This is a genomic window from Pseudomonas sp. SMN5, from assembly GCF_052041925.1.
Classification (GTDB): domain Bacteria; phylum Pseudomonadota; class Gammaproteobacteria; order Pseudomonadales; family Pseudomonadaceae; genus Aquipseudomonas.
Map to the genome: position 1 here is coordinate 1 of NZ_JBKGGX010000001.1, position 22349 is coordinate 22349.

At 61.4% G+C, this 22349-nt stretch carries 17 protein-coding genes; 9 read left to right on the forward strand and 8 right to left on the reverse strand.

Annotated elements, in window-relative coordinates:
• The first annotated feature begins 565 nt into the window (after positions 1–565).
• The 6 genes from lexA (at position 566) to ACLEJR_RS00030 (ending at position 9057) form a co-directional block, all read left to right on the forward strand.
• Complete coding sequence (lexA, locus tag ACLEJR_RS00005; protein ID WP_440811278.1) at positions 566–1183, forward strand: transcriptional repressor LexA; 618 nt, start codon at positions 566–568, stop codon at positions 1181–1183.
• Positions 1183–1815 (forward strand): translesion DNA synthesis-associated protein ImuA, encoded by a 633-nt coding sequence (imuA, locus tag ACLEJR_RS00010; protein WP_440811280.1) that lies wholly within the window; start codon positions 1183–1185, stop codon positions 1813–1815. Before lexA ends, imuA begins: the two co-directional genes overlap by 1 nt.
• Positions 1816–1822: 7 nt before the next feature.
• Positions 1823–3244 (forward strand): Y-family DNA polymerase, encoded by a 1422-nt coding sequence (locus ACLEJR_RS00015; protein WP_440811283.1) that lies wholly within the window; start codon positions 1823–1825, stop codon positions 3242–3244.
• Positions 3220–6318, forward strand: a complete 3099-nt coding sequence (locus tag ACLEJR_RS00020; RefSeq protein ID WP_440811285.1) for an error-prone DNA polymerase — start codon at positions 3220–3222, stop codon at positions 6316–6318. The genes ACLEJR_RS00015 and ACLEJR_RS00020 overlap by 25 nt, the downstream gene beginning before the upstream one ends.
• Positions 6319–6566: 248 nt before the next feature.
• A complete protein-coding gene (locus ACLEJR_RS00025) occupies positions 6567–8678 on the forward strand; it encodes an ATP-binding protein (protein ID WP_440811288.1) in 2112 nt (703 codons plus the stop codon).
• Between the two features lie 97 nt (positions 8679–8775).
• Positions 8776–9057, forward strand: a complete 282-nt coding sequence (locus tag ACLEJR_RS00030) for a hypothetical protein (protein ID WP_440798370.1) — start codon at positions 8776–8778, stop codon at positions 9055–9057.
• Between the two features lie 59 nt (positions 9058–9116).
• Here the strand turns inward: ACLEJR_RS00030 and ACLEJR_RS00035 are convergent, their stop codons facing one another.
• Positions 9117–9638 (reverse strand): DUF4142 domain-containing protein, encoded by a 522-nt coding sequence (locus ACLEJR_RS00035; RefSeq protein ID WP_440798372.1) that lies wholly within the window; start codon positions 9636–9638, stop codon positions 9117–9119.
• 229 nt (positions 9639–9867) lie between these two features.
• Between ACLEJR_RS00035 and ACLEJR_RS00040 the strand changes: the two genes are divergently transcribed.
• Complete coding sequence (locus ACLEJR_RS00040) at positions 9868–10104, forward strand: YdcH family protein (protein WP_440798374.1); 237 nt, start codon at positions 9868–9870, stop codon at positions 10102–10104.
• Between the two features lie 109 nt (positions 10105–10213).
• Here ACLEJR_RS00040 and ACLEJR_RS00045 read toward each other — a convergent pair whose 3' ends face one another.
• The 3 genes from ACLEJR_RS00045 to ACLEJR_RS00055 form a co-directional block, all read right to left on the reverse strand.
• On the reverse strand, positions 10214–11077 hold the full coding sequence (locus ACLEJR_RS00045) for a LysR family transcriptional regulator (protein ID WP_440798375.1): 864 nt from the start codon (positions 11075–11077) through the stop codon (positions 10214–10216).
• A gap of 213 nt (positions 11078–11290) precedes the next feature.
• Positions 11291–11605, reverse strand: a complete 315-nt coding sequence (locus ACLEJR_RS00050) for an SCP2 sterol-binding domain-containing protein (RefSeq protein ID WP_440798377.1) — start codon at positions 11603–11605, stop codon at positions 11291–11293.
• Between the two features lie 53 nt (positions 11606–11658).
• The gene (locus ACLEJR_RS00055; protein WP_440811290.1) at positions 11659–12369 is read right to left on the reverse strand and encodes a histidine phosphatase family protein; all 711 of its coding nucleotides are present in this window, start codon (positions 12367–12369) and stop codon (positions 11659–11661) included.
• Between the two features lie 262 nt (positions 12370–12631).
• Here ACLEJR_RS00055 and sohB point away from each other — a divergent pair, with 262 nt between their 5' ends.
• The gene (sohB, locus tag ACLEJR_RS00060) at positions 12632–13663 is read left to right on the forward strand and encodes a protease SohB (protein ID WP_440798381.1); all 1032 of its coding nucleotides are present in this window, start codon (positions 12632–12634) and stop codon (positions 13661–13663) included.
• Positions 13664–13847: 184 nt separating this feature from the next.
• Here sohB and ACLEJR_RS00065 read toward each other — a convergent pair whose 3' ends face one another.
• The 3 genes from ACLEJR_RS00065 to ACLEJR_RS00075 all read right to left on the reverse strand — a co-directional run bounded on the left by ACLEJR_RS00065 (position 13848) and on the right by ACLEJR_RS00075 (position 16748).
• Positions 13848–14342: a DUF934 domain-containing protein gene (locus tag ACLEJR_RS00065; RefSeq protein ID WP_440798383.1), complete on the reverse strand. Its 495-nt coding sequence runs from the start codon at positions 14340–14342 to the stop codon at positions 13848–13850.
• A complete protein-coding gene (locus ACLEJR_RS00070) occupies positions 14326–15984 on the reverse strand; it encodes a nitrite/sulfite reductase (RefSeq protein ID WP_440798385.1) in 1659 nt (552 codons plus the stop codon). Before ACLEJR_RS00070 ends, ACLEJR_RS00065 begins: the two co-directional genes overlap by 17 nt.
• A gap of 545 nt (positions 15985–16529) precedes the next feature.
• A complete protein-coding gene (locus ACLEJR_RS00075; protein ID WP_440798387.1) occupies positions 16530–16748 on the reverse strand; it encodes a DUF2970 domain-containing protein in 219 nt (72 codons plus the stop codon).
• A gap of 226 nt (positions 16749–16974) precedes the next feature.
• Here ACLEJR_RS00075 and ACLEJR_RS00080 point away from each other — a divergent pair, with 226 nt between their 5' ends.
• Complete coding sequence (locus tag ACLEJR_RS00080) at positions 16975–18438, forward strand: reprolysin-like metallopeptidase (protein WP_440798389.1); 1464 nt, start codon at positions 16975–16977, stop codon at positions 18436–18438.
• 125 nt (positions 18439–18563) lie between these two features.
• Here ACLEJR_RS00080 and metH read toward each other — a convergent pair whose 3' ends face one another.
• Positions 18564–22274: a methionine synthase gene (metH, locus tag ACLEJR_RS00085; RefSeq protein WP_440811292.1), complete on the reverse strand. Its 3711-nt coding sequence runs from the start codon at positions 22272–22274 to the stop codon at positions 18564–18566.
• Positions 22275–22349: the final 75 nt, after the last annotated feature.

Sequence of the window (22349 nt, forward strand, 5' to 3'; positions counted from 1 at the left end):
AACGGGGCGCTCAAGATCAAAAGCCAAAGCAAAGCAAAGCAAAACAAAGCGAGGCGGCCTAACGGCCGACCTGACTTTTCCGGCTGTACCTGAATCCTGAGGGAGCGGGCTTGCTCGCGAAGACGGCCTGACAGCCGACCAATCCTTTGCGGTTGTAACCCGATCCATTGTGGGAGCGAGCCTGCTCGCGATGGCGGCCTGACAGCCGACCAATCCTTTGCGGTTGTAACCCGATCCATTGTGGGAGCGAGCTTGCTCGCGATGGCGGCCTGGCAGCCGACGCCTCTCTCAGGGCTGTCCCCAGTGAAGCGAATGCGTGGTCGAGCAAAGCCATGGATTGCGACACTCAACCCCGTGGCGAGGGAGCTTGCTCCCGCTCGGCTGCGCAGCAGTCGTAGAACCGGCCATGCGGTTTGCCTGGAGAAATGCAGGGACCTGCTGCGCAGGCCAGCGGGAGCAAGCTCCCTCGCCACAGTGGTTTGTGTGGAGTCGAAATGAGAGATCGATCACAGGCTTCTGTGAACTGACTGGCGGTGCTTGTCAGAAAAAACCGACAGGAGTACAAATGTACTCCATGAAAACCCTGACCCCCCGCCGTACCGCCATCCTGACTTTCATCCGCAAACGCATCGCCGATCAGGGCCAGTCTCCCAGTCTCGCTGAAATCAGCGAGGCATTCGGTTTTGCCTCTCGCAGTGTGGCGCGCAAGCATGTGCTGGCGTTGACCGAAGCCGGTTTCATTGAAGTCAATCCGCACCAGGCGCGGGGCATACGGTTGCTGAACCAGCCACCGCGTCCGGAGTTGCTGGACGTTCCGGTGTTGGGGCGGGTGGCCGCCGGGGCGCCGATCGGTGCCGACGCCGAGGTCCACAATCGGTTGATGCTGGACCCGGCGATCTTTACCAAGGCGCCGGATTATCTGCTGCGAGTCCAGGGCGATTCGATGATTGAAGACGGCATTCTCGACGGAGACCTGGTGGGCGTACAACGCACGCCCCAGGCTTCCAATGGACAGATCGTCGTGGCGCGCCTGGACGGTGAAGTCACCATCAAGCGCTTCGAACGCGTGGGCGAGCGGGTGCGTTTGTTGCCGCGCAACCCGGCCTATCAGCCGATCGTTGTCGAAGCCGACCAGGACCTGGCGATAGAAGGGGTGTTCTGCGGCCTGGTGAGGCCAGGCTGATGGGCGCTGTCGTTGCGCTGGATACGCTGTTCAATGGCGGCCAGGTCTGGAAGGGCCGGCCTGCGCCTCCGGCCGCCAGTCCGCAACCCACCGGCCATGCCGGGTTGGATGCGGCGTTGCCCAGCGGCGGGTGGCCGGAGGCGGCGTTGACGGAAATCCTCATCGCCACACCGGGTGTGGGCGAGTTGCAACTGGTATGGCCGACCCTGGCGCGGCTGTCGGCAGCGGGGGAGCGGATCGTGCTAGTGGCGCCACCGTTCGTGCCTTATCCCCAAGCCTGGCAGAACGCCGGGGTCGATCTGCGCCAGTTGTCGGTGATCCAGGCCGATGAGCGCGATGCCCTGTGGGCCACCGAACAATGCCTGCGTTCAGGCAGTTGCGGCGCGGTCTTGTGCTGGCCGCGCCAGGTCGACGACCGGGCCCTGCGGCGCCTGCAAGTGGCGGCGGAAACCGGCCAGACCCTGGCGTTTACCTGGCGCTCGATCCAGGAGGCCATCAACCCGTCGCCAGCGGCGCTGCGCATTGCCATCGATGCCCGGCCCGCGCAATTGCGCGTGCTCAAGTCCCGGGGCGGGCTGGCCCGTTCGGCACCGATTGCCTTTGCCACACCTGCCTCACGAACCGAGCATTGAGGTTGCGATGCGCTGGGTGTGTATTCTCTTCCCGCAATTGGCGCTGGATGCCGCGTTGCGTCAGCGTCCGGATCCCAATGAGCCTCTGGCCCTGTTGACCGGCCCGGCCCAGCGCCGGGTGCTGCAAGCGGTCAATGCGTCGGCCCGCGCCCTGGGCTTGCGTCCCGGCCAGAGCATGACTGCGGCCCAGGCTTTGAGCAAAAGCTTCGCCACCGCCGAATACGACGCCGCACAGATCGAGCACTGGCAACAATTCCTGGCGGCTTGGGCCTACCGTTTCAGTTCCCAGGTCAGCGTGCATTACCCGCGCACAGTGCTGTTCGAGATCGAGTCGAGCCTGGGCCTGTTCGGACCCTGGCCGGTGTTCGAGGCACGGCTGCGGGCCGAGCTGACCGAGCTGGGTTTTCGTCATCGTATTGTCGCGGCCCCGAACCCAGTGGCGGCGCGGATGTTGGCCAATGCCTACGATGGCCTGGTGGTGCCCGATCCCGAGACCTTGCAGCAGTGCCTGGGCCAGATGCCGGTGGATCGCATCGGTCTGGAACCCGAGGTGGCTACGGCCTTGTCGCGCATGGGCCTGCGCCGCCTGAGCCAGGTCCAGGCATTGCCCCGCCACACCCTGGCGCGACGCTTCGAGGCCCAGGTGCTCAAGCACCTCGATGCGCTGACCGGCAGCCGCACCCTGGCGCTGTCGTTCTACCTGCCGCCGGACCGTTTCGACGTGCGCATCGAACTCAACTACGACGTCCAGTCCCACCAGGCGCTGCTGTTTCCGTTGCGCCGGCTGACCGGTGACCTGTCGACCTTCCTGTGCGGTCGCGACAGCGGTGTGCAGCGTTTTGACCTGCACCTGGAGCACGGCGGGTTGGCGGACACGGTGATCAAGGTCGGCCTGCTCAGCGCCGAACGTGAGCCTTCGATGCTCTTCGAACTGGCCCGTGGTCGATTGGAGCAGGTGCAGGTCGAGGCGCCGGTACGGGGCTTTCGCTTGTGCGCCGAAGACCTGCCGAGTTTCGTGCCCCAGCGCCTGGAACTGTTCGATGATCGACCCCAGCAGACCTTGCCCTGGGAACAGTTGCGCGAACGATTGCGGGCGCGGCTGGGGGATGACGCGGTGCAGGCCTTGGGCTTACGCGACGACCATCGACCCGAGTGCGCCTGGCAGATGACCGCCCAGCCTCGGGCCCAGGCCTGTCCGGTGCGCGATGGGAAACAGCGTCCCGGTTGGCTGCTGATTGAACCCCAGGCGTTGCCCGAAGGCCAGGCACAGATCCTCATGGGCCCGGAGCGCATCGAGACTGGCTGGTGGGACGGCGCCGATGTGCGTCGCGATTACTACCTGATCCAAACCCGTGCCGGACAACGGGCCTGGGCCTATCGAACGGTGGGCGAAGGCGGGCCGCTGTGGCTGCAAGGCTGGTTCGCATGAGCATCGAGTATGCCGAACTGCACTGCCTGTCCAATTTCAGTTTTCAGCGCGGCGCTTCCAGTGCGCTGGAGTTGTGCCGACGTGCAAAACAAGAAAGTTATCGGGCCTTGGCCATCACCGATGAATGCACCCTGGCCGGAATCGTCCGGGCCTGGCAGGCGGCCAAGGAACTGGATCTGCACCTGATCGTCGGCAGCGAAATCCAGATCGAAAATGGCCCGAAACTGGTGCTGCTGGTGGAAAATCTCGAAGGCTATCAAGCCCTGTGCCGGCTGATCACCCGCGCCCGGCGTCGCAGCGAGAAGGGTCGCTATCGCATCGTGCGCGAAGATTTCGCCGAGCCCTTGCCGGGATTGCTGGTGCTGTGGATAGCCGATGGGCAGGACGTCGACGAACAGAGCCGCTGGCTGCAATCGATCTTTGCCGGGCGGCTGTGGCTCGCGGTCCAATTGCACTGTGGTCAGGATGACCGGCGGCGATTGGCGGATTTGCTGGCACTGGCAGCACGCCTGAATCTTCCGGCTGTCGCCAGTGGCGACGTGCACATGCATGTGCGTGGCCGGCGTGCCTTGCAGGACACCATGACTGCCATCCGGCATCACGTCACGGTGGCCGAGGCCGGTCAGCGCCTGCACCCCAATGGCGAACGGCACTTGCGCAGCCGCAAGGATCTGGCCGATCTCTATCCGCAATCATTGCTCGACGAAACCCTGGTCATCGCCCGGCGCTGCACCTTCGACCTCAGTCAGCTGCACTATGAATACCCCCGCGAACTGGTGCCTGAAGGGCATGACCCGGCGTCCTGGTTGCGCGAGTTGACCGAACGCGGCATACGCCAGCGTTGGAAGAAGGGTGTCGAAGACAAGATCCGCAAGCAGATCGAGCATGAGTTGGAGCTGATCGCCGAGCTCAACTACGACAGCTATTTCCTCACCGTGCAGGACATCGTCAGCTTCGCCCGCCAGCGCAATATTCTCTGCCAGGGCCGCGGTTCGGCGGCCAACTCGGCGGTGTGTTATGCATTGGGCATCACGGAAATCGACCCGAGTCAGACCAACCTGTTGTTCGAACGGTTCTTGTCCCGTGAACGTAACGAGCCGCCGGACATCGACGTGGATTTCGAACACGAGCGCCGGGAAGAAGTGCTGCAGTACGTCTTCCAGCGTTACGGACGTCATCGTGCGGCGTTGACGGCGGTGGTCAGCAGTTACCACGGTGCCGGGGCGGTGCGGGACGTGGCCAAGGCCCTGGGCCTGCCGCCCGATCAGGTCAACGCACTGGCCGACTGTTGCGGCCGCTGGAGCGATGAAGCGCCGCCGCTGGATCGCCTGCGTGAAGGCGGTTTCGATCCGGACAGCCCGGTGTTGCGTCGGGTCCTGAGCCTGACCCAACAACTGATCGGCTTCCCCCGGCACCTGTCCCAGCATCCCGGCGGCTTCGTGATTTCCCAGCAGCCGCTGGACACCCTGGTGCCGGTGGAAAACGCCGCCATGGCCGAACGCACCATCATCCAGTGGGACAAGGACGACCTGGACGCGGTCGGGCTGCTCAAGGTGGATATCCTGGCGTTGGGCATGCTCAGCGCGATCCGGCGGTGTTTCGATCTGATCGAGCGCTATCGGGGCGAGCGCTACACCTTGGCGGGTTTACCCCGGGATGATGCGGCCACTTACGAAATGATCAGCCGCGCCGACACCATCGGCGTGTTCCAGATCGAATCACGGGCGCAGATGGCGATGTTGCCCCGGCTCAAACCCAGAGAGTATTACGACCTGGTGATCGAGGTCGCCATCGTGCGGCCCGGTCCGATCCAGGGTGGGATGGTGCATCCGTACCTGAAGCGGCGAAATGGCGAGGAGGCCGTCGTCTACCCTTCGCCAGAACTGGAGGAGGTGCTTGAGCGTACCTTGGGTATCCCGTTATTCCAGGAGCAGGTCATGCAGATCGCCATTGTTGCTGCCGACTACACCCCTGGCGAAGCGGACCAGTTGCGTCGGTCTATGGCGGCTTGGAAACGCCATGGTGGGTTGGAGCCGCATCGCGAGCGCTTGGCCGAACGGATGGATAAAAACGGCTATGCCCCGGAATACGCCGCGCAACTTTTCGAGCAGATCAAGGGCTTCGGCAATTACGGTTTCCCCGAGTCCCACGCCGCCAGTTTCGCCCTGTTGACTTACGTCAGCAGCTGGCTCAAATGCCACGAACCGGCGGCGTTCGCCTGCGCCCTGATCAATAGCTGGCCGATGGGTTTCTACAGCCCGGACCAGATCCTCCAGGACGCCCGTCGGCATCGCTTGCAGATTCACCCGGTGGACGTGCGCGCCAGCGATTGGGATTGCAGCCTCGAACCCATGGAAGGCCGGCAGCCGGCGATTCGCATGGGGTTGCGCTTGATCAAGGGGTTTCGCGAAGAGGATGCCCGCCGCATCGAAGCAGCCCGTCGGCAGCGGGCCTTCAGTGATGTGGCCGATCTGGGCGAGCGCGCCCGGCTCGATGCAAGGGCCCAGGCACAATTGGCCGACGCCGGTGCGCTGCAAGGCCTGGCCGGTGATCGCCATCGTGCTCGCTGGGAAGTGGCCGGGGTACAGAAACAACTGGGTTTGTTCGCCGATTTACCCCGCCAGGAAGAACCACCGGTGGCCTTGCCCAAGCCCACGGTGGGGGAGAACCTGTTTGCCGATTACGCCACGCTCGGCACAACGTTGGGACCGCACCCGCTGGCGTTGCTGCGCCCCGAACTGCGCGCCCGGCGCTGCCGCAGTTCGCGGGAATTGCAGACGGTGGAGCATGGCCGCAACGTCAGCGTCGCCGGGCTGGTCACCGGCCGCCAACGTCCCGGCACGGCCAGCGGCGTGACTTTTGTCACCCTGGAGGATGAATTCGGCAACCTCAACGTGGTGGTCTGGCGCGATCTGGCCGAGCGTCAACGCAAAGTGCTGGTGGGTTCGCAATTGCTAAAGGTCGACGGGCGCTGGGAAAGCGTGGGCGAGGTGCGTCATCTGATCGCCGGGCGGTTGAGTGATCTGACTGAGTTGCTGGCGGGCATTGAGGTGCAGAGTCGCGATTTCCGCTAGTTCTGCCGCACCTGCTTTTGTGGCGAGGGAGCTTGCTCCCGCTGGGACGGTCCGACGCCTCGGGCGAAGCAGACCTCAAGACCTTACGGTCGCTGCGCAACCGAGCGGGAGCAAGCTCCCTCGCCACAGAATCCTGCCCGGATCGATCAACATGAAACCAAACGCCAGCGCCGCGCTCGAAGCTCTGATCAACAAGTAATTTTTGCATGCCGATTCCCCGCAGGCATTTCGAGGCTCAGAGTCGACCTATGCAGTTTCTAACCCACAATCACGGGTGCCCTGGATGGGGTGGCGAAATGGCCCGGCGTATCCGGGCGTACGACTGGAGCCTGACCGAGCTTGGTCCTATCGAACAGTGGTCCGCCAGCTTGCGCAGCGCTGTTCAGGTTTTGCTGGCGTCCCCCTTGCCGATGGTGATGCTGTGGGGCCGCCAGGGCTTCATGATCTACAACGATGCCTATGCCGAGTTCGCCGGTGGCCGCCATCCGTACCTGCTAGGCTGCGCGGTGGAGCTGGGCTGGCCGGAAGTGGCGGACTTCAACCGTCATGTGCTGGACGTCTGCCTGGCCGGCGATACCTTGTCCTACCGCAGCAAGGAACTGGTGCTGCTGCGCGACGGCAAGCCCGAAGACGTCTGGATGGATCTGTACTACAGCCCCGTGCCGGACGATGACCAGACACCGGCCGGCGTGTTGGCGATTGTCGTGGAGACCACCGAGCGCGTATTGAGCGAGCGGGCCCGGCAGGAAGCGGAGCGGCGTTACCGGGCCGTCAACGAGCGTATCCAATTGGCGCTCTCGGCCGGGCCATTGCTTGGCTCATTTGTCTGGGATATTCCCAATGACGCGTTGTCGGGCGATGAACGTTTCGCACGTACCTTCAATTATCCGGCGGATTGTTCCCTGGACGCATTGCCCATCGGGATTGCCCGCCAGAGCATCCACCCGGACGACCTTGAAGAAGTGAACCAACGGGTCGAGCTGACTTTGCGCACCGGCATACCCTACAGCTCGGAATACCGCATACGGCGCCCGGACGGTGATTACCTGTGGGTTCAGGCCAGCGGTCGATGTGAGTTCGATGCGCTGGGCCAGCCTTTGCGTTTCCCGGGCGTGCTGATTGATATCAATGAGCGCAAGACAGCTGAAGCGTCACTGCTGAAGTTCACACGCAACCTGGAGCAGCGTGTCGCCGACGAGGTGCGGGCACGCTTGACCGCGGAAGAGCAGCTGCGCCAGGCGCAGAAACTTGAGTCCATCGGCGGACTCACCGGCGGCGTGGCCCATGACTTCAACAACCTGCTGCAAGTGATTGCAAGCAACCTGCACCTGCTGGCGCGCCACGAGCCCGACAATCGCAATGTGCAGCGAAGGGTCGGCGCGGCCATTGAAGCCGTGGAGCGGGGGGCCAAACTCTCATCGCAACTGCTGGCATTCGCTCGTCGCCAGCCCTTGTCACCGGCGGTCTATAATCCAGGGCGCATCTTTGATGGCATGGCCGAATTGCTGCAGCGGGCCCTGGGCGAAACCATTCAGATCGAAGTGGCCTTGCCCGACGAACCCTGGTGCATTCATGTCGATCGCAACCAACTGGAAAACGCGCTGTTGAACCTGGCGATCAATGCCCGTGATGCCATGAGCGGCGAGGGCATCATCCGGATGATCGGCGAGAACGTGGTCCTCGATGAGGCGTCGTGTGCCGGCAAGGACATCCCGGCGGGTGACTATGTGCGGCTGTCGGTAATCGATCACGGCGCGGGCATGCCCCCCGACATCCTGAATCAGGTGTTTGAACCTTTCTTCACCACCAAGACAGACGGCCAGGGCACCGGGCTGGGCCTGAGCATGGTCTTCGGGTTCGTCAAGCAGAGCGGCGGGCATATCGAGATTTCCAGCCTCCTGGGCGAGGGCACCCGGGCGCAGATGTATTTTCCCCGCAGCCTCCAGCCGGAAGCCAGGGATGAGGCGTTGCTGGAGCCGCTCCAGCCCGGTGGGCAAGAGACGATCCTGGTGGTGGAGGACAATGCCGAGGTGCGCAGTGCCTCGGTGGAACTGCTGGAGCAGTCCGGCTACCGGACTCTCACGGCCGCCAATGGTGATGAAGCCATGAAGCTGCTGCTCGATGGGGTTGCGGTGGATCTGATTTTCACCGACGTGGTCATGCCGGGGCTGATCAAGAGCTCGGACCTGGCGGCCTGGGCCAAGGTGCAGACGCCACCGGTGCCGGTGCTGTTCACTTCGGGACATACCCGCGACATCATTTCCCGCAACCACCTGCTAAGCCCCGACACCCATCTGCTGAGCAAACCCTACGGGCCCGACGCGCTCAAACAGATGGTGCGCTCGGTGCTCAGCGGCTGAGGGACATGCTGCAAACAAATGGAACCGAAGCCGTTGCGCTCCCTTCGAATGAACAAGGCCGGCCATTGACCCGGCGCTGTCATGAAGAGGTGTCCCCATGAGCGACGATCCTGCAAACACTCAGCAACAAGGCCAGACGCAAACCGCGTCCCCGCGCAACGACCCGGCCATCGATCCCCAGGGGGCGGGCGCCCCGTCGAGCAGCCAACCGGTCAGCCCGGCCGGGGCGGACCAGGCCCAGAGCGCGGCCAGCGAGGTCGACCAGAAGAATCATCATCAGGATAACGACAATACGTTCAGCCCAGGCTTTGAGCCGGACCCGGATCGTCCGGAATCCGACGACAGCACCGATGCCGACATCGACACCGACGGCGGCTAGCCAACAGGCCAAAAAAAGGCCGCCTTCCTGGGAAGGCGGCCTTTTTTGCAGCGCTTGTGTTATTTGCTTGGGTGAGCCGCCTGAAGCTTCTTGGCCGCATCCAGGTGATGCTGCAGGTCAGGCAGCATCTTCTGGGCGAATGCCTTGAGTTCGGTGTTGCCCGCCTTTTTGTCGTCGGTCACGGTCTCGGCTTCTTTCTTGAAGAGGGCGATGGTTTCTTCGTGGGCCTTGACCTGGTTATTGGCATAGGCTGCATCGAAGGACTCGTCGCGCATGTCGAGAATCTTGGCCTTGGCTTTCTTCACCAGCGTGGTTTCGTCAGGCACCTCGATGTCGTGCTTTTTCGCCAGCGCCATCAGTTCCTGATTGGCCTTGGTGTGATCGGTGATCATCTTGTTGGCGAACTCCTTGACGTCCGCCGAGGCGCTTTTTTCCAGCGCCAGTTTGCTGGTCTCGATTTCCGCGATGCCACCGGCCGCCGCGTTGTCGACGAAGTCGTTGGAAGACGCGGCCCAGGCGGCGCCCATGCTGGTACTGAGGGCAACTGCCAGGCCGAGCTGACGCAGGGTGAATCCGTCCATAAATAAGTCTCCAAACAGGTTATAAGAGCGATTCATGTCGTCTCTGTTCAATGGAGGGCAACGCGCGGGTAAAGGTTTAATCGCAAAGCGATACGGGACGACGAACGGTCACCGCTGGTCGGATGGGTGGTCGACAGAACGGGCCCGGCGAGGCCATCCTGATAATCGACAAGTGCCGCAAGCGGGAACCGCAAAGGCGTCTGCCGCGATCAACCAAAGGAGGTGTTCCATGCCAGTGACCCACGATTTGTGCCAGGATCTCAAATGCACAAAAGATCACATCCAGCAAAAACGCAGCGAGGATCCACGGCTCGACTCGTTACTTCAAAAATACTCCCAGCTTGACGCCGAGGTGGTGGACGCCGAGAAACCATCCTCTGCCGGTTTGCCCGACGATGCTCTCGAGACCCTCAAAAAGAAACGCCTGCTGGTGAAGGACAAAATCGTGATGCAATTGCAAAAGTGACCATCGCCAAGGCCCCTCCGGCGAAGAGGGGCTCTCTGGCTAATGGTGACCCTGTGGCGAGGGAGCTTGCTCCCGCTGGGCCGCGAAGCGGCCCCCCACAACCGGCCCCTCAGCTCAACGGATCCCAGCGCTGCGACCAGTCGCTCCCGCTCCTGACGATCTCGCGCAGCACCTCGAATGCCTGCTGCAAAGCCGCAGAGTCCCGGTCCCGGGGGTACACCAGATAGGTCGGGTAGTTGAATTCCGGCGCCTTGGGTACCCGTTCCAGAATGCCGCTGTCCAGGTAGCTCTGCACCACCCGGGTGCGGAAGTAGCCGCTGCCGCCATTCGCCAGAATGTACTGCAAGGCCAGCGGGCCGAGGTTGAAGGTCACGGCGGCCTTCGCCTTGTCCGGCAGCGCGGTGTCGTGCTGGCGCCGGAAGTCGCTGCTCCAGTCGATGTAAACATAAGGTTCGGGGCGGGCGGCCAGGCGCACCAGAATGAGTTTCTCTTCCAGCAGTTGTTCCACCTGCAACCGCGGCCAATATTCGGGCTGATAGACCACTGCGGCATCCAGCAGGCCCAGCTCCAGCTGTTGCAGCAGTTTCTCGCCGTCGCGCACGTCCATGCGCAGCGCGTGGCCGGGAATCTTCTGACGCAGCGCCCCGGCCCAGGCCAGCATCAGGGGATTGCACAGGCTGACCTCGCCACCCAGATGCAAGACGTTGCGATAACCCTCGGGCAACGGCAGGTCTCGACGGGCCGCTTCCCAGGTTTGAACGAGCTGGTTGGCATAGACCACAAAGGCCTCGCCGTCGGTGGTCAACCGTGCGCCGGCTCGGTTGCGTACGAACAACGCACAGCCGAGCTGGCTTTCGAGCTTCTGGACCCGAGCGGTAATCGCCGTCTGGGTGACATGCAGCTTTTCGGCCGCGGCGGCGAGACTGCCGTGGCGGACAATTTCCAGGAAGGTGCGGGCGAGGTCGATGTCCATGTTCAGGCCGTTGCGGGAGGAGCGGGCATTGTAAAAGCTGCCGGGCGGGCTCGATACCTGCAATCGTCAGAGCGTCATCCAGGAACACCACCGACCCCGTGGCGAGGGAGTGAATAATCCTCGAGTGAGCGGCATCACATCCAGAAACACGAATCCCGCCACAGGGGCGGGATTCGTTGCAGTCGAAAGGCTCGCGATGAACGCAAGCGCGTCTTAGCCTGGGAACAGCTCGGACAGTTTCATCGCCAGCATCATGTCGCCTTCGGTGCGCAGTTTGCCGGACATGAAGGCCTGCATGCCGTCAGTGCTGCCATCGACGATGCCTTCCAGGGTTTCGCCGTCCATCACCAATGTCACCTGGGCGTCCGGGTTTTCACCTTCGCGCAGCTCGCAGGTGCTGTCCTTGACGATCAGCGAGAAATACTTGGATTCGTCGATGCAAAAACCGAAGACCAGGTCCAGGCCGGCAGCGGCAGCTGGGTTGAACTTGGCTTTCATGGCTTGTACGGCGTCGGCTACGGAGGTCATGGTGTCGATCCTTATTTGGGTTGAATACAGCAAGGGTCTGCGGTAATTCGGCCTCAGCGAAAGGTGATGAGGTCCGGGGTCTTCAACAGCTGCAAGTGGGCATGAGCGTTGAAAGAAGCCAGGGCAACCTCGCTGCCCCTGAATTTCAGGTGGTTGAGCGAGGTGTTGACGATTTGCCAGTTCAGTTCGAAGGCCTGTCTGGCGGGTATCCGGGTAATCAGGTGGAGCAGGGCGGTGATGGTGCCGCCGGAGGTGAATACGGCGATTTTCTGCGAGGTGTCGGCCTGCTCCAGGATCCGCGAGAGACCGGCCTGGACGCGCTCGACGAAACCCAGCCAGCTTTCCAGTCCGGGCGGATCGTAGCGGCCGCTGAGCCAACGTTCGACGATCAAGGCGAAGAGGCGTTGGAACTCGGCGCGGTGCTGCGCGGCATTGCGCAGGGTCTCCAGCGCTTCGGGTTCTTCGGAGAGCATGTCGGGCAACAGGGCACGGATAACGGCATCGGCGTCGAACTCGTTGAACGCAGCGTCGATTTCCAGCGTGGGCACCGGCAGTCCGGCGGCGGCCATCTGGCCCAGCGCGCCTGTGGCGGTGTCCTGCTGGCGACGCAGGTCGCCCGAGAGGCAGCGGTCAAACACGATACCCAGCTCTGCCAGGTGATCGCCCAGCACTTGCGCCTGGCGCACGCCGTTGGGCGAAAGGACATCGTAGTCGTCCGCACCAAAGGAGGCCTGGCCATGTCGAATCAGATAGATGCTGCCCACGTCCGCGTCATCCCGGTACGTTGAAGGTCTGGCGAGGTTATGAGGATGGCCGTGAGCTGTCAATGAAAAAACATACGCTTGTTTGAAATGCCTGTTTACAGCCTTCGGCGCCAGCGTTCATCCGACTTGGAGCATAGGCGCTGATTTTCGCAACGCCAAGGTAACCGCAGGTTTCATGGCTGGTCGCGAGACGGGCGCATGAGTATGCTGGGAGCGATCGACACCCGATGTGAGGGGTGTGTTGAATTGACTAGGAGCCATTGTGGAGTTCTTCATCGAATACGCCAGTTTTCTGGCCAAGACCGTGACACTGGTGCTCGCCATCCTGGTGGTGCTGGCCAGTTTCGCTGCGTTGCGCAGCAAGGGCCGGCGCAAGTCGGCCGGGCAGTTGCAGGTGAGCAAGCTCAACGACTTCTACAAAGGCCTGCGTGAGCGCCTGGAGCAGACGTTGCTGGACAAAGACCAGCTCAAGGCCCTGCGCAAGACCGAGGGCAAGGCCGAAAAGGCCGAGAAGAAACAGAAGGCCAAGCCAGCCGCCAAGGCTCGGGTATTCGTGCTGGATTTCGACGGCGACATCAAGGCTTCGGCTACCGAGAGCCTGCGCCATGAAATCACTGCGCTGCTGACCCTCGCAACCCCCAAGGATGAAGTGGTGCTGCGCCTGGAAAGCGGCGGTGGCATGGTGCATAGCTACGGGCTGGCCTCGTCGCAACTGGCGCGGATCCGTCAGGCTGGCGTGCCGCTGACGGTGTGCATCGACAAGGTCGCGGCCAGCGGCGGCTACATGATGGCGTGCATCGGTGAGAAGATCATCAGCGCCCCGTTCGCGATCCTGGGCTCCATCGGCGTCGTCGCCCAGTTGCCTAACGTCAACCGGTTGCTGAAAAAGCACGACATCGATTTCGAAGTGCTGACCGCCGGTGAGTACAAGCGCACGTTGACGGTGTTCGGCGAGAACACCGAGAAGGGCCGGGAGAAATTCCAGGAGGATCTGGACATCACCCATGAGTTGTTCAAGAACTTCGTTTCCAACTATCGCCCGCAGTTGGATATCGATGAAGTGGCGACCGGTGAAGTCTGGCTGGGTGTCGCGGCGCTGGGCAAAGGCTTGGTGGACGAGCTGAAAACCAGCGATGAATACCTCGCCGAACGGGCCAAGGGCGCGGAGTTGTACCACCTGCACTATGCCGAACGCAAAAGCCTGCAGGAACGCATCGGCATGGCGGCCAGCGGGTCGGTGGACCGCGTGCTGCTGAGCTGGTGGAGCCGCCTGACACAGCAGCGGTTCTGGTAATCCTGGCCTCACCACCAATCCCTTGTGGGAGCGAGCTTGCTCGCGATGATGGCGGTACATCCAGCATCAATGTGGTTGGTCTACGGCATCGCGAGCAAGCTCGCTCCCACAGGTGGCTTCGGTACACAAAATGAAAAAGCCCTGGACCGGATTACCCGGCCCAGGGCTTTTCATTGGCGCAATCTCAGCGACGACGAAACAGCGGCAGCGGTTCGTCAGTGGCCGCCTGGTACGTCACAGAGAAGTCCTTGAGGCTTTCGAGGGCCTCGTACGGATCCTTGTCGGCGCGCAAGGCAAAGGCGTCGAAACCGCAGCGGCGCATGTAGAAGAGCTGGTCGCGCAGTACGTCGCCAATCGCCCGCAACTCACCCTTGAAACCATAGCGCTCGCGCAGCAGGCGGGCGTTGGAGTAACTGCGTCCGTCGGTGAAGGCCGGGAAGTTCAGGGCAATGACCTGCAACTGGTTGGCGTCTTCACCGATTTCTTCCGCTTCCTCATCAGCGTCCAGCCACACACCCAGGCCGCCGTCGCGGACTTTGAGTGCGCGGGCGTGATCACGCCACAGGGCCAGGGGAACGATCAGGTCATCGCAGTTGGAAATGCCATCGAGGGTCGCGTCCTTGGGCAGCAGATGCCAGGTTTCGTCGATGACCTCGTTGTTCTTAATGATTCGCTGCATAGACGCGTTCCTTGAAGAGGTCGATGCCAATACGTTGGTAGGTGTCGATGAAGCGTTCGTCTTCGGTACGTTGTTCAATGTACACGTCGATCAGCTTTTCGATCACGTCCGGCATGTCATCCTGGGCAAACGAAGGGCCGAGGATCTTGCCCAGGCTGGCGCCACGGGAACCACTGCCACCCAGGGAAACCTGGTAGAACTCTTCGCCTTTCTTGTCCACGCCCAGGATGCCGATGTGGCCGACGTGGTGGTGGCCGCAGGCGTTCATGCAACCGGAAATGTTCAGGTCCAGCTCGCCGATGTCGAACAGGTAGTCCAGGTCATCGAAACGGCGCTGGATCGATTCGGCGATAGGGATCGACTTGGCATTGGCCAGGGAGCAGAAATCGCCGCCCGGGCAGCAGATGATGTCGGTCAGCAGGCCGATGTTCGGGGTGGCGAAGCCTTGCTCGCGCAGCTCGCCCCACAGGGTGAACAACTGGCTCTGTTCGACGTCCGCCAGAATGATGTTCTGTTCGTGGGAAGTACGCAGGTGGCCGAAGCTGTAGCGGTCGGCCAGGTCGGCCACTGCGTCCAACTGCTTGTCGGTGATGTCGCCCGGCGCAACGCCGGTGGGTTTCAGCGACAGGGTCACCGCGACATAGCCCGGCTTCTTGTGGGCCAGGGTGTTGCGGGCACGCCAGCGGGCGAAGCCCGGGTGATCCTGGTCGAGCGCGGCCAGCTCGGCGTCCTGATTGCTCAGGGCCTTGTACTGCGGATCGACGAAATGCCTGGCGACGCGATGGACTTCGGCTTCGGTCAGGGTGGTCTGGCCGCCGCGCAGGTGAACCATTTCAGCTTCGACCTTCTCGGCGAACACTTCCGGTGTCAGGGCCTTGACCAGAATCTTGATCCGCGCCTTGTATTTGTTGTCGCGACGCCCATAGCGGTTGTAGACCCGCAGGATGGCGTCGAGGTAGCTCAACAGGTCCTGCCACGGCAGGAACTCGTTGATGAACGCGCCGACCACTGGCGTACGGCCCAGGCCGCCGCCGACCAGGACGCGGAAGCCCAGCTCGCCGGCGGCGTTATAGACCGCCTCCAGGCCGATGTCGTGGACTTCGATGGCTGCACGGTCCGAGCTCGAACCATTGATGGCGATTTTGAACTTGCGCGGCAGGTAGGCGAATTCAGGGTGGAAGGTGGTCCACTGGCGCACGATCTCGCACCACGGACGCGGGTCGATCAGCTCGTCGGCCGACACCCCGGCGAACTGGTCGGTGGTGACGTTGCGCAGGCAGTTGCCGCTGGTCTGGATCGCGTGCATCTGCACGGTCGCCAGTTCAGCCAGGATATCGGGCACGTCTTCCAGGGCCGGCCAGTTGTACTGCACGTTCTGGCGGGTACTGATGTGGGCGTAGCCCTTGTCATAGTCCCGGGCGATCTGGGCCAGCTTGCGCACCTGACGCGAGTTCAACTGGCCATAAGGTACGGCCACCCGCAGCATCGGGGCGAAACGCTGGATGTAGAGGCCATTCTGCAGGCGCAGAGGGCGGAATTCTTCTTCGCTCAGCTCGCCTGCCAGGTAGCGTCGGGTCTGATCACGGAACTGCTTGACGCGGTCCTCGATGATCCGCTGATCGTACTCGTCATATACGTACATATAAGTCTCGGTCTCAGGCTTGGGCCGATCAGAAACAGCTGCGTATTGGCTCGCTGGAATCGGGTTCTGCCTCGGCAATTCTGCGCGCACGGCCGCGCACTCCTAAAGGAGCCGGTGCACGATACCTGTTTTGAGTTATGCGCAAAAGTGATGTTTGAGTATATGTAAAGAACCAAATCGACTAATGAGATTGATTATTGGCTAACCCACATTTGTCGTACGGGCAATCATCGTCTTAACTGTGGTCGAGTCCCTATGCAATCACCTACAAAACCGACAAGAGGCGATGCAATGAGCAATCCGACCAAAGCAAGGAAAAGCGACAGTACCGTTGATGCCTGGGCCATTCTGTTCCTGATTATCCTGGTGGTGGGCACGGCGGTGTTCTGGGTCAGCCACCAATAATCGGTTGTCCAACGCAATGAAGAACCTGTGGGAGCGAGCTTGCTCGCGATAGCGATGGTTCAGTCAATACAGAGGCCGACTGACAAATCGCTATCGCGAGCAAGCTCGCTCCCACAGGGATATGCGTTGCAATTGGTTGCTTACATCCCCGCCAGATGCACCACCAGCTTGACGATGCCAAACAGCGTCAGGGCGAAGATCACCGTGAAGGCGATTCCCAGCATCACGAAGTGACTCGGTTTGCCGTGGGTGAAGTCACGGGCGCGGTTCTTGCCACTCTGCACGCCAAACGCGGCGGCCAGCACGCTGTGCATCATCTGCAACAGGGTAGGTGGCTTGTTGTCGATTGGGTCGTCCATAAATCCCTCGTCTACCATGGGGCTTGGATAAGCATAGACAAAAGATCGCAGCCTGCGGCAGCTTCGCCGTCAACGAACAAGAAGCCTCGTTGGTTTGCCCCGGTCGAGGTTAATGACGCAATCTAATGTCTGTGAGCTCATGTCGCTACTGACACTTCTGACAGTAGCCGTCCCGCTGCGATGCGATCAGTCTCATGGTGCTTGTCAGCCACAAAGGACATACGCCATGAACACTGGAAACTCGTTCGCAGCGGCGGGGTTTTCCTGTTTGGCAGCGCTTGTGTTTGCGCTGCCCATCCTCGTCAACGCGGACAACGATAGTCAGGAACATTCGCCACAAGCGACGTCTGCAAGCGTGTATGCCGAGGCGATAGGCGGTGCACGCTTTGAGCGTTCGGCGATCAAGATTGAGCAGGGGTACACGATAGAAAGCGGCAATTTGTACACTCGCGACGGCGATACAGGTTCGCTTGTCGTGGTCAGGTCGCCTGACGGTTCGGTCATCGCGAGGGTCGATGAGCCCAGCGGGAGCGGTTTGCTCCGTGTAGACGCGCAAGGTGCCAGTACGTTCACGACGGCCCCGGCGAATGACTCCAGGCAGTCGGACTACATCGAAACTCAAGAGCCGATGGGCCATGATACGACGGTATCAGAAGAACATCGCTACATTGACTTGTTGATGGCCTATTCCGCCTATGCGCTGAGTAGAATGTCGGTGGATCCCGTCGCATTCGCGTTTCTGCAGGTCGAGGAAGTCAATCTCAGATTACGAAATTCGCTGGTTGCTGATGTTTCCCTGCGGCTTGCCGCTGTTAACGTATTTGATGTGCCCTACAGTACTTCAGACGAGGGACTGGCAAGCTGGCAGACCCTATTGGGTCCCTATAGGCGCATGTACAGGACCGATTTAAATGCCGCTTTTGGCGGATGGGACGGTGGTAATGCTGGGAGGGCTTATAGACCCGGTTATACCAGTACTCTGGGTTGGACTTCATCCGTATCCGACACGTTTGCCCATGAGCTTGGGCACAACGCGGGTGGCCGGCATTGTTGGGAGCAAGACGGGGTCAATTATAATTTTGGTCATGATAATGGTAAGACCAAAACCAGTTTGTGTTATGGAACTCGCGCCCCGTATTATTCAAACCCGATGCTGAAGGATGCCCATGGTTTACCGTTGGGCAATGCTCGAACCGCCGATATGGCTCGCGTTTGGCGAGAGAATACGAATCGGCTGGTAAGCTATAATCCAGAATTACCGGGTTTGCGCATGATGCTTGTCAGCCCGTCCGGGGCATCATCACAAGCGATGTCAGAGCTGGACATTCCATTGCCGACAACCTTATTCGAAGCGGGTGTCGTTGCATTGAACTCGTCCGTAGGTCCCGTTGACTTGATATCGCTTCCAACCAGTACCTGGACCCAACTTACTGTGCCGCTGCGAAATGCGGGCGGAAACGATGTCGCTGTACTCCTGAAAGCGCAGCGCGTGCGTGGGGTCTGCGAAACGAATATGAATGTCACTAATTGTGCAAGCGAGCGGGCAATGAGTCTTCGGATACTCTATAGGCCTGAGGATAATCCGGTACGGGCAGGTTATTACAATGGCTTTCTACAACTTGAAGCCAGAAGCCCGAAAGTCGCCAGCTGGAAGATACCTATCAATATCGCGGTATCAGTCAGGAAGTAGGATGCTCGCTTTACGTCTCGGCTATATAAAGCATTTGCCAGGGGCGTTGTTTTCAGCGGGTTCGTCCATGATGCTCTCCACATGCACCCAAGGTTTTATGTGGAGAGCATGCCAACTCGATCGGCTTAGTTGTCATACCCCAAATTCGGCGCCAGCCAACGCTCGGTCACGCTCAAGTCCTGACCCTTGCGCGCGGTATAACTCTGCACCTGGTCCTTGTCGATCTTGCCCACGGCGAAGTATTGCGCCTGGGGATGGGCGAAGTACCAGCCGCTGACGGCCGCCGCCGGGAACATGGCGTAGTGTTCGGTGAGGAACACACCGCTGCGGCCGGCCTTGAGTTCGCTGGCCTCGGGGTCGAGCAGGCGGAACAAAGTGGCTTTTTCGGTGTGGTCCGGGCAGGCCGGGTAGCCTGGAGCAGGGCGGATGCCGGTGTATTGCTCCTTGATCAGCGCTTCGTTATCCAGGCTTTCGTCCTGGGCATAGCCCCAATAGTTCTTGCGCACTTGTTGGTGCAGCCATTCGGCGCAGGCCTCGGCGAGACGGTCGGCGAGGGCCTTGACCATGATCGAGTTGTAGTCGTCGCCGGCGTCCTGGTAGGCCTTGGCCACTTCCTCGGCGCCGATACCGGCGGTGGTGATGAAACCGCCCACATAGTCGGTCACGCCGCTTTCCTTGGGCGCGACGAAGTCGGCCAGGGAGAAGTTCGGCTTGCCGTCGGTCTTGATGATCTGCTGGCGCAGGTGATGCAGGCGGGCCAGGGGCTTGCCGTCGTCGCCGTACACTTCCAGGTCGTCGTCATGCACCTGGTTGGCCGGCCAGAAGCCGAACACGGCGCGGGCGCTGATGAGTTTCTCGTCGATCAGCTTGCGCAGCATGGCCTGGGCATCGGCGTAGAGCGCGGTGGCGGCTTCGCCAACCACTTCGTCGGTGAGGATGCGCGGGAATTTGCCGGCCAGGTCCCAGGAAATGAAGAACGGCGTCCAGTCGATGTAGTCGACGAGCACGTTCAGGTCGATGTCGTCCAACACCTTGGCACCGGTGAAGGTCGGTTTGACCGGTTGGTAGCCGCTCCAGTCGAACTGCGGTTTCTTCGCCACGGCGGCCGGGTAGCTCAGGCGCTCGGCGCGGGCGCTGCGATTGGCGGTGCGCTCACGCACGTCGGCGTATTCCAGGCGGGTCTTCTCGACGAACGCCGGCTTGAGCTCCTTGGACAGCAACTGGGTGGCGACACCGACCGCACGAGAGGCGTCGGTGACATAGACCACCGCGTCGTTGCTGTACTTGGGGTCGATTTTCACTGCGGTGTGGGCCTTGGAGGTCGTCGCACCGCCGATCATCAATGGCAGGTGGAAATCCTGGCGCTGCATTTCGCGGGCGACGTGCACCATTTCATCCAGGGACGGGGTGATCAGTCCGGACAGGCCGATGATGTCGCATTTCTCGTCCTTGGCCACCTGCAGGATCTTCTCAGCCGGCACCATGACGCCCAGGTCGACAATGTCATAGCCGTTGCAACCCAATACCACGCCAACGATGTTCTTGCCGATGTCATGGACGTCGCCCTTGACCGTCGCCATCAGGATCTTGCCCTTGGCTTCCGGCTTGTCGCCTTTTTCCGCCTCGATGAACGGAATCAGGTGGGCCACGGCCTGCTTCATCACCCGGGCGGATTTCACCACCTGGGGCAGGAACATTTTGCCGGCGCCGAACAAGTCGCCGACGATATTCATGCCGGCCATCAGCGGGCCTTCGATGACCTCGATCGGCCGGGCGAACGACAGGCGCGATTCTTCGGTGTCCTCGACGATGTGGGTGGTGATGCCCTTGACCAGCGCGTGTTCCAGGCGCTTGTTGACGTCCCAGCCGCGCCACTCTTCGGTTTCCGCTTCCTTGACGCTGCCGTCGCCCTTGTACTTGTCAGCGATGGCGAGCAGGGCGTCGGTGCCCTCGGGGGTGCGGTTGAGGATCACGTCTTCTACCGCATCGCGCAGTTCCTGCGGGATCTGGTCGTAGATCTCCAGTTGGCCGGCGTTGACGATGCCCATGGTCAGGCCCGCACGGATCGCATACAGCAGGAACACCGAGTGAATCGCCTCGCGCACCGGGTTGTTGCCGCGGAACGAGAACGACACGTTGGACACGCCACCGGAGGTCAACGCGTAGGGCAGTTCGTCGCGGATGTAGGCGCAGGCGTTGATGAAGTCCACGGCGTAGTTGTTGTGCTCTTCGATGCCGGTGGCGACGGCGAAGATGTTCGGGTCGAAAATGATGTCTTCCGGCGGAAAGCCTACCTCATTGACCAGGATGTCATAGGAGCGCTTGCAGATTTCCTTCTTGCGCGCCTCGGTGTCGGCCTGGCCGGCTTCGTCAAAGGCCATCACCACCACGGCGGCGCCGTAACGCTTGCACAGCCTGGCGTGGTGGATGAACTGCTCGACGCCTTCCTTCATGCTGATGGAGTTGACGATGCCCTTGCCCTGGATGCACTTGAGGCCGGCTTCGATCACTTCCCATTTGGAGGAGTCGATCATGATCGGCACGCGGGAGATGTCCGGTTCGCCGGCGATCAGATTGAGGAAGGTCACCATGGCCTTCTTCGAATCGAGCATGCCCTCGTCCATGTTGATGTCGATCACCTGGGCGCCGGCCTCGACCTGTTGCAAGGCCACTTCGAGGGCTTCGGTGTAGTTGTCTTCGCGAATCAGGCGGGCGAACTTGGCGGAACCGGTGATGTTGGTCCGCTCGCCGACGTTGACGAACAACGAGTTGCGATCGATGGTGAACGGTTCCAGGCCCGACAGGCGGCAGGCCCGTGGGATTTGCGGAATCTGCCGTGGTGCATAGCCGGCCACGGCCTTGGCGATGGCTTCGATGTGCGCCGGGGTGGTGCCGCAGCAGCCGCCGACGATGTTCAGGAAGCCGCTCTGGGCAAATTCTTCGATGACCTTGGCGGTGTCTACCGGCAGTTCGTCGTACTCGCCGAATTCGTTGGGGAGGCCGGCGTTCGGGTGCGCGGAGACGTGGGTGCTGGCCTTGTTCGACAGCTCTTCCAGGTACGGGCGCAGTTCGCTGGCACCCAGGGCGCAGTTCAGGCCTACGGAAATCGGCTTGGCGTGGGCCACGGAGTTCCAGAAGGCTTCGGTGGTCTGGCCCGAAAGAGTGCGGCCGGAAGCGTCGGTGATGGTGCCGGAAATCATGATCGGCAGCTCGACGCCCAATTCTTCGTACACGCCCTGCACGGCAAAAATCGCCGCCTTGGCATTCAGCGTGTCGAAGATGGTTTCGATCAGGATCAGGTCGGCACCGCCTTCGATCAGGCCCTTGGTGGCTTCGGTGTAGTTTTCCACCAATTCATCGAAGGTCACGTTGCGGTAGCCGGGGTTGTTCACGTCCGGCGACAGCGAGCAGGTGCGGCTGGTCGGGCCGAGTACGCCGGCGACGAAGCGTGGCTTGTCCGGGGTTTCCAGAGTCTTGGCGTCGGCCACCTTGCGGGCCAGGCGCGCGCCTTCCAGGTTCAGTTCGTAGGCCAGGCCTTGCATGCCGTAGTCGGCCTGGGATACCTGGGTGGCGTTGAAAGTATTGGTTTCCAGGATGTCGGCGCCGGCATCCAGGTAGGCTTTTTCGATAGCGCCGATCACGTCCGGGCGGGTCAGCACCAGCAAGTCGTTGTTGCCCTTGACGTCGCTCGGCCAGTCGGCGAAGCGCTTGCCGCGGTAGTCCTGTTCCTCCAGCTTGTAGCTCTGGATCATCGTGCCCATGCCGCCGTCAAGGATCAGGATGCGTTCCTTGAGGGCTTGCTGGAGAAGATAAAGGCGAGCGCTGCGATCAGACATAGGACTACCTGGAAAAAAGGATCATTACGAAGCCACGGATCATAGCAAACCTGCGCAGGATTTGATCGTAAAGGC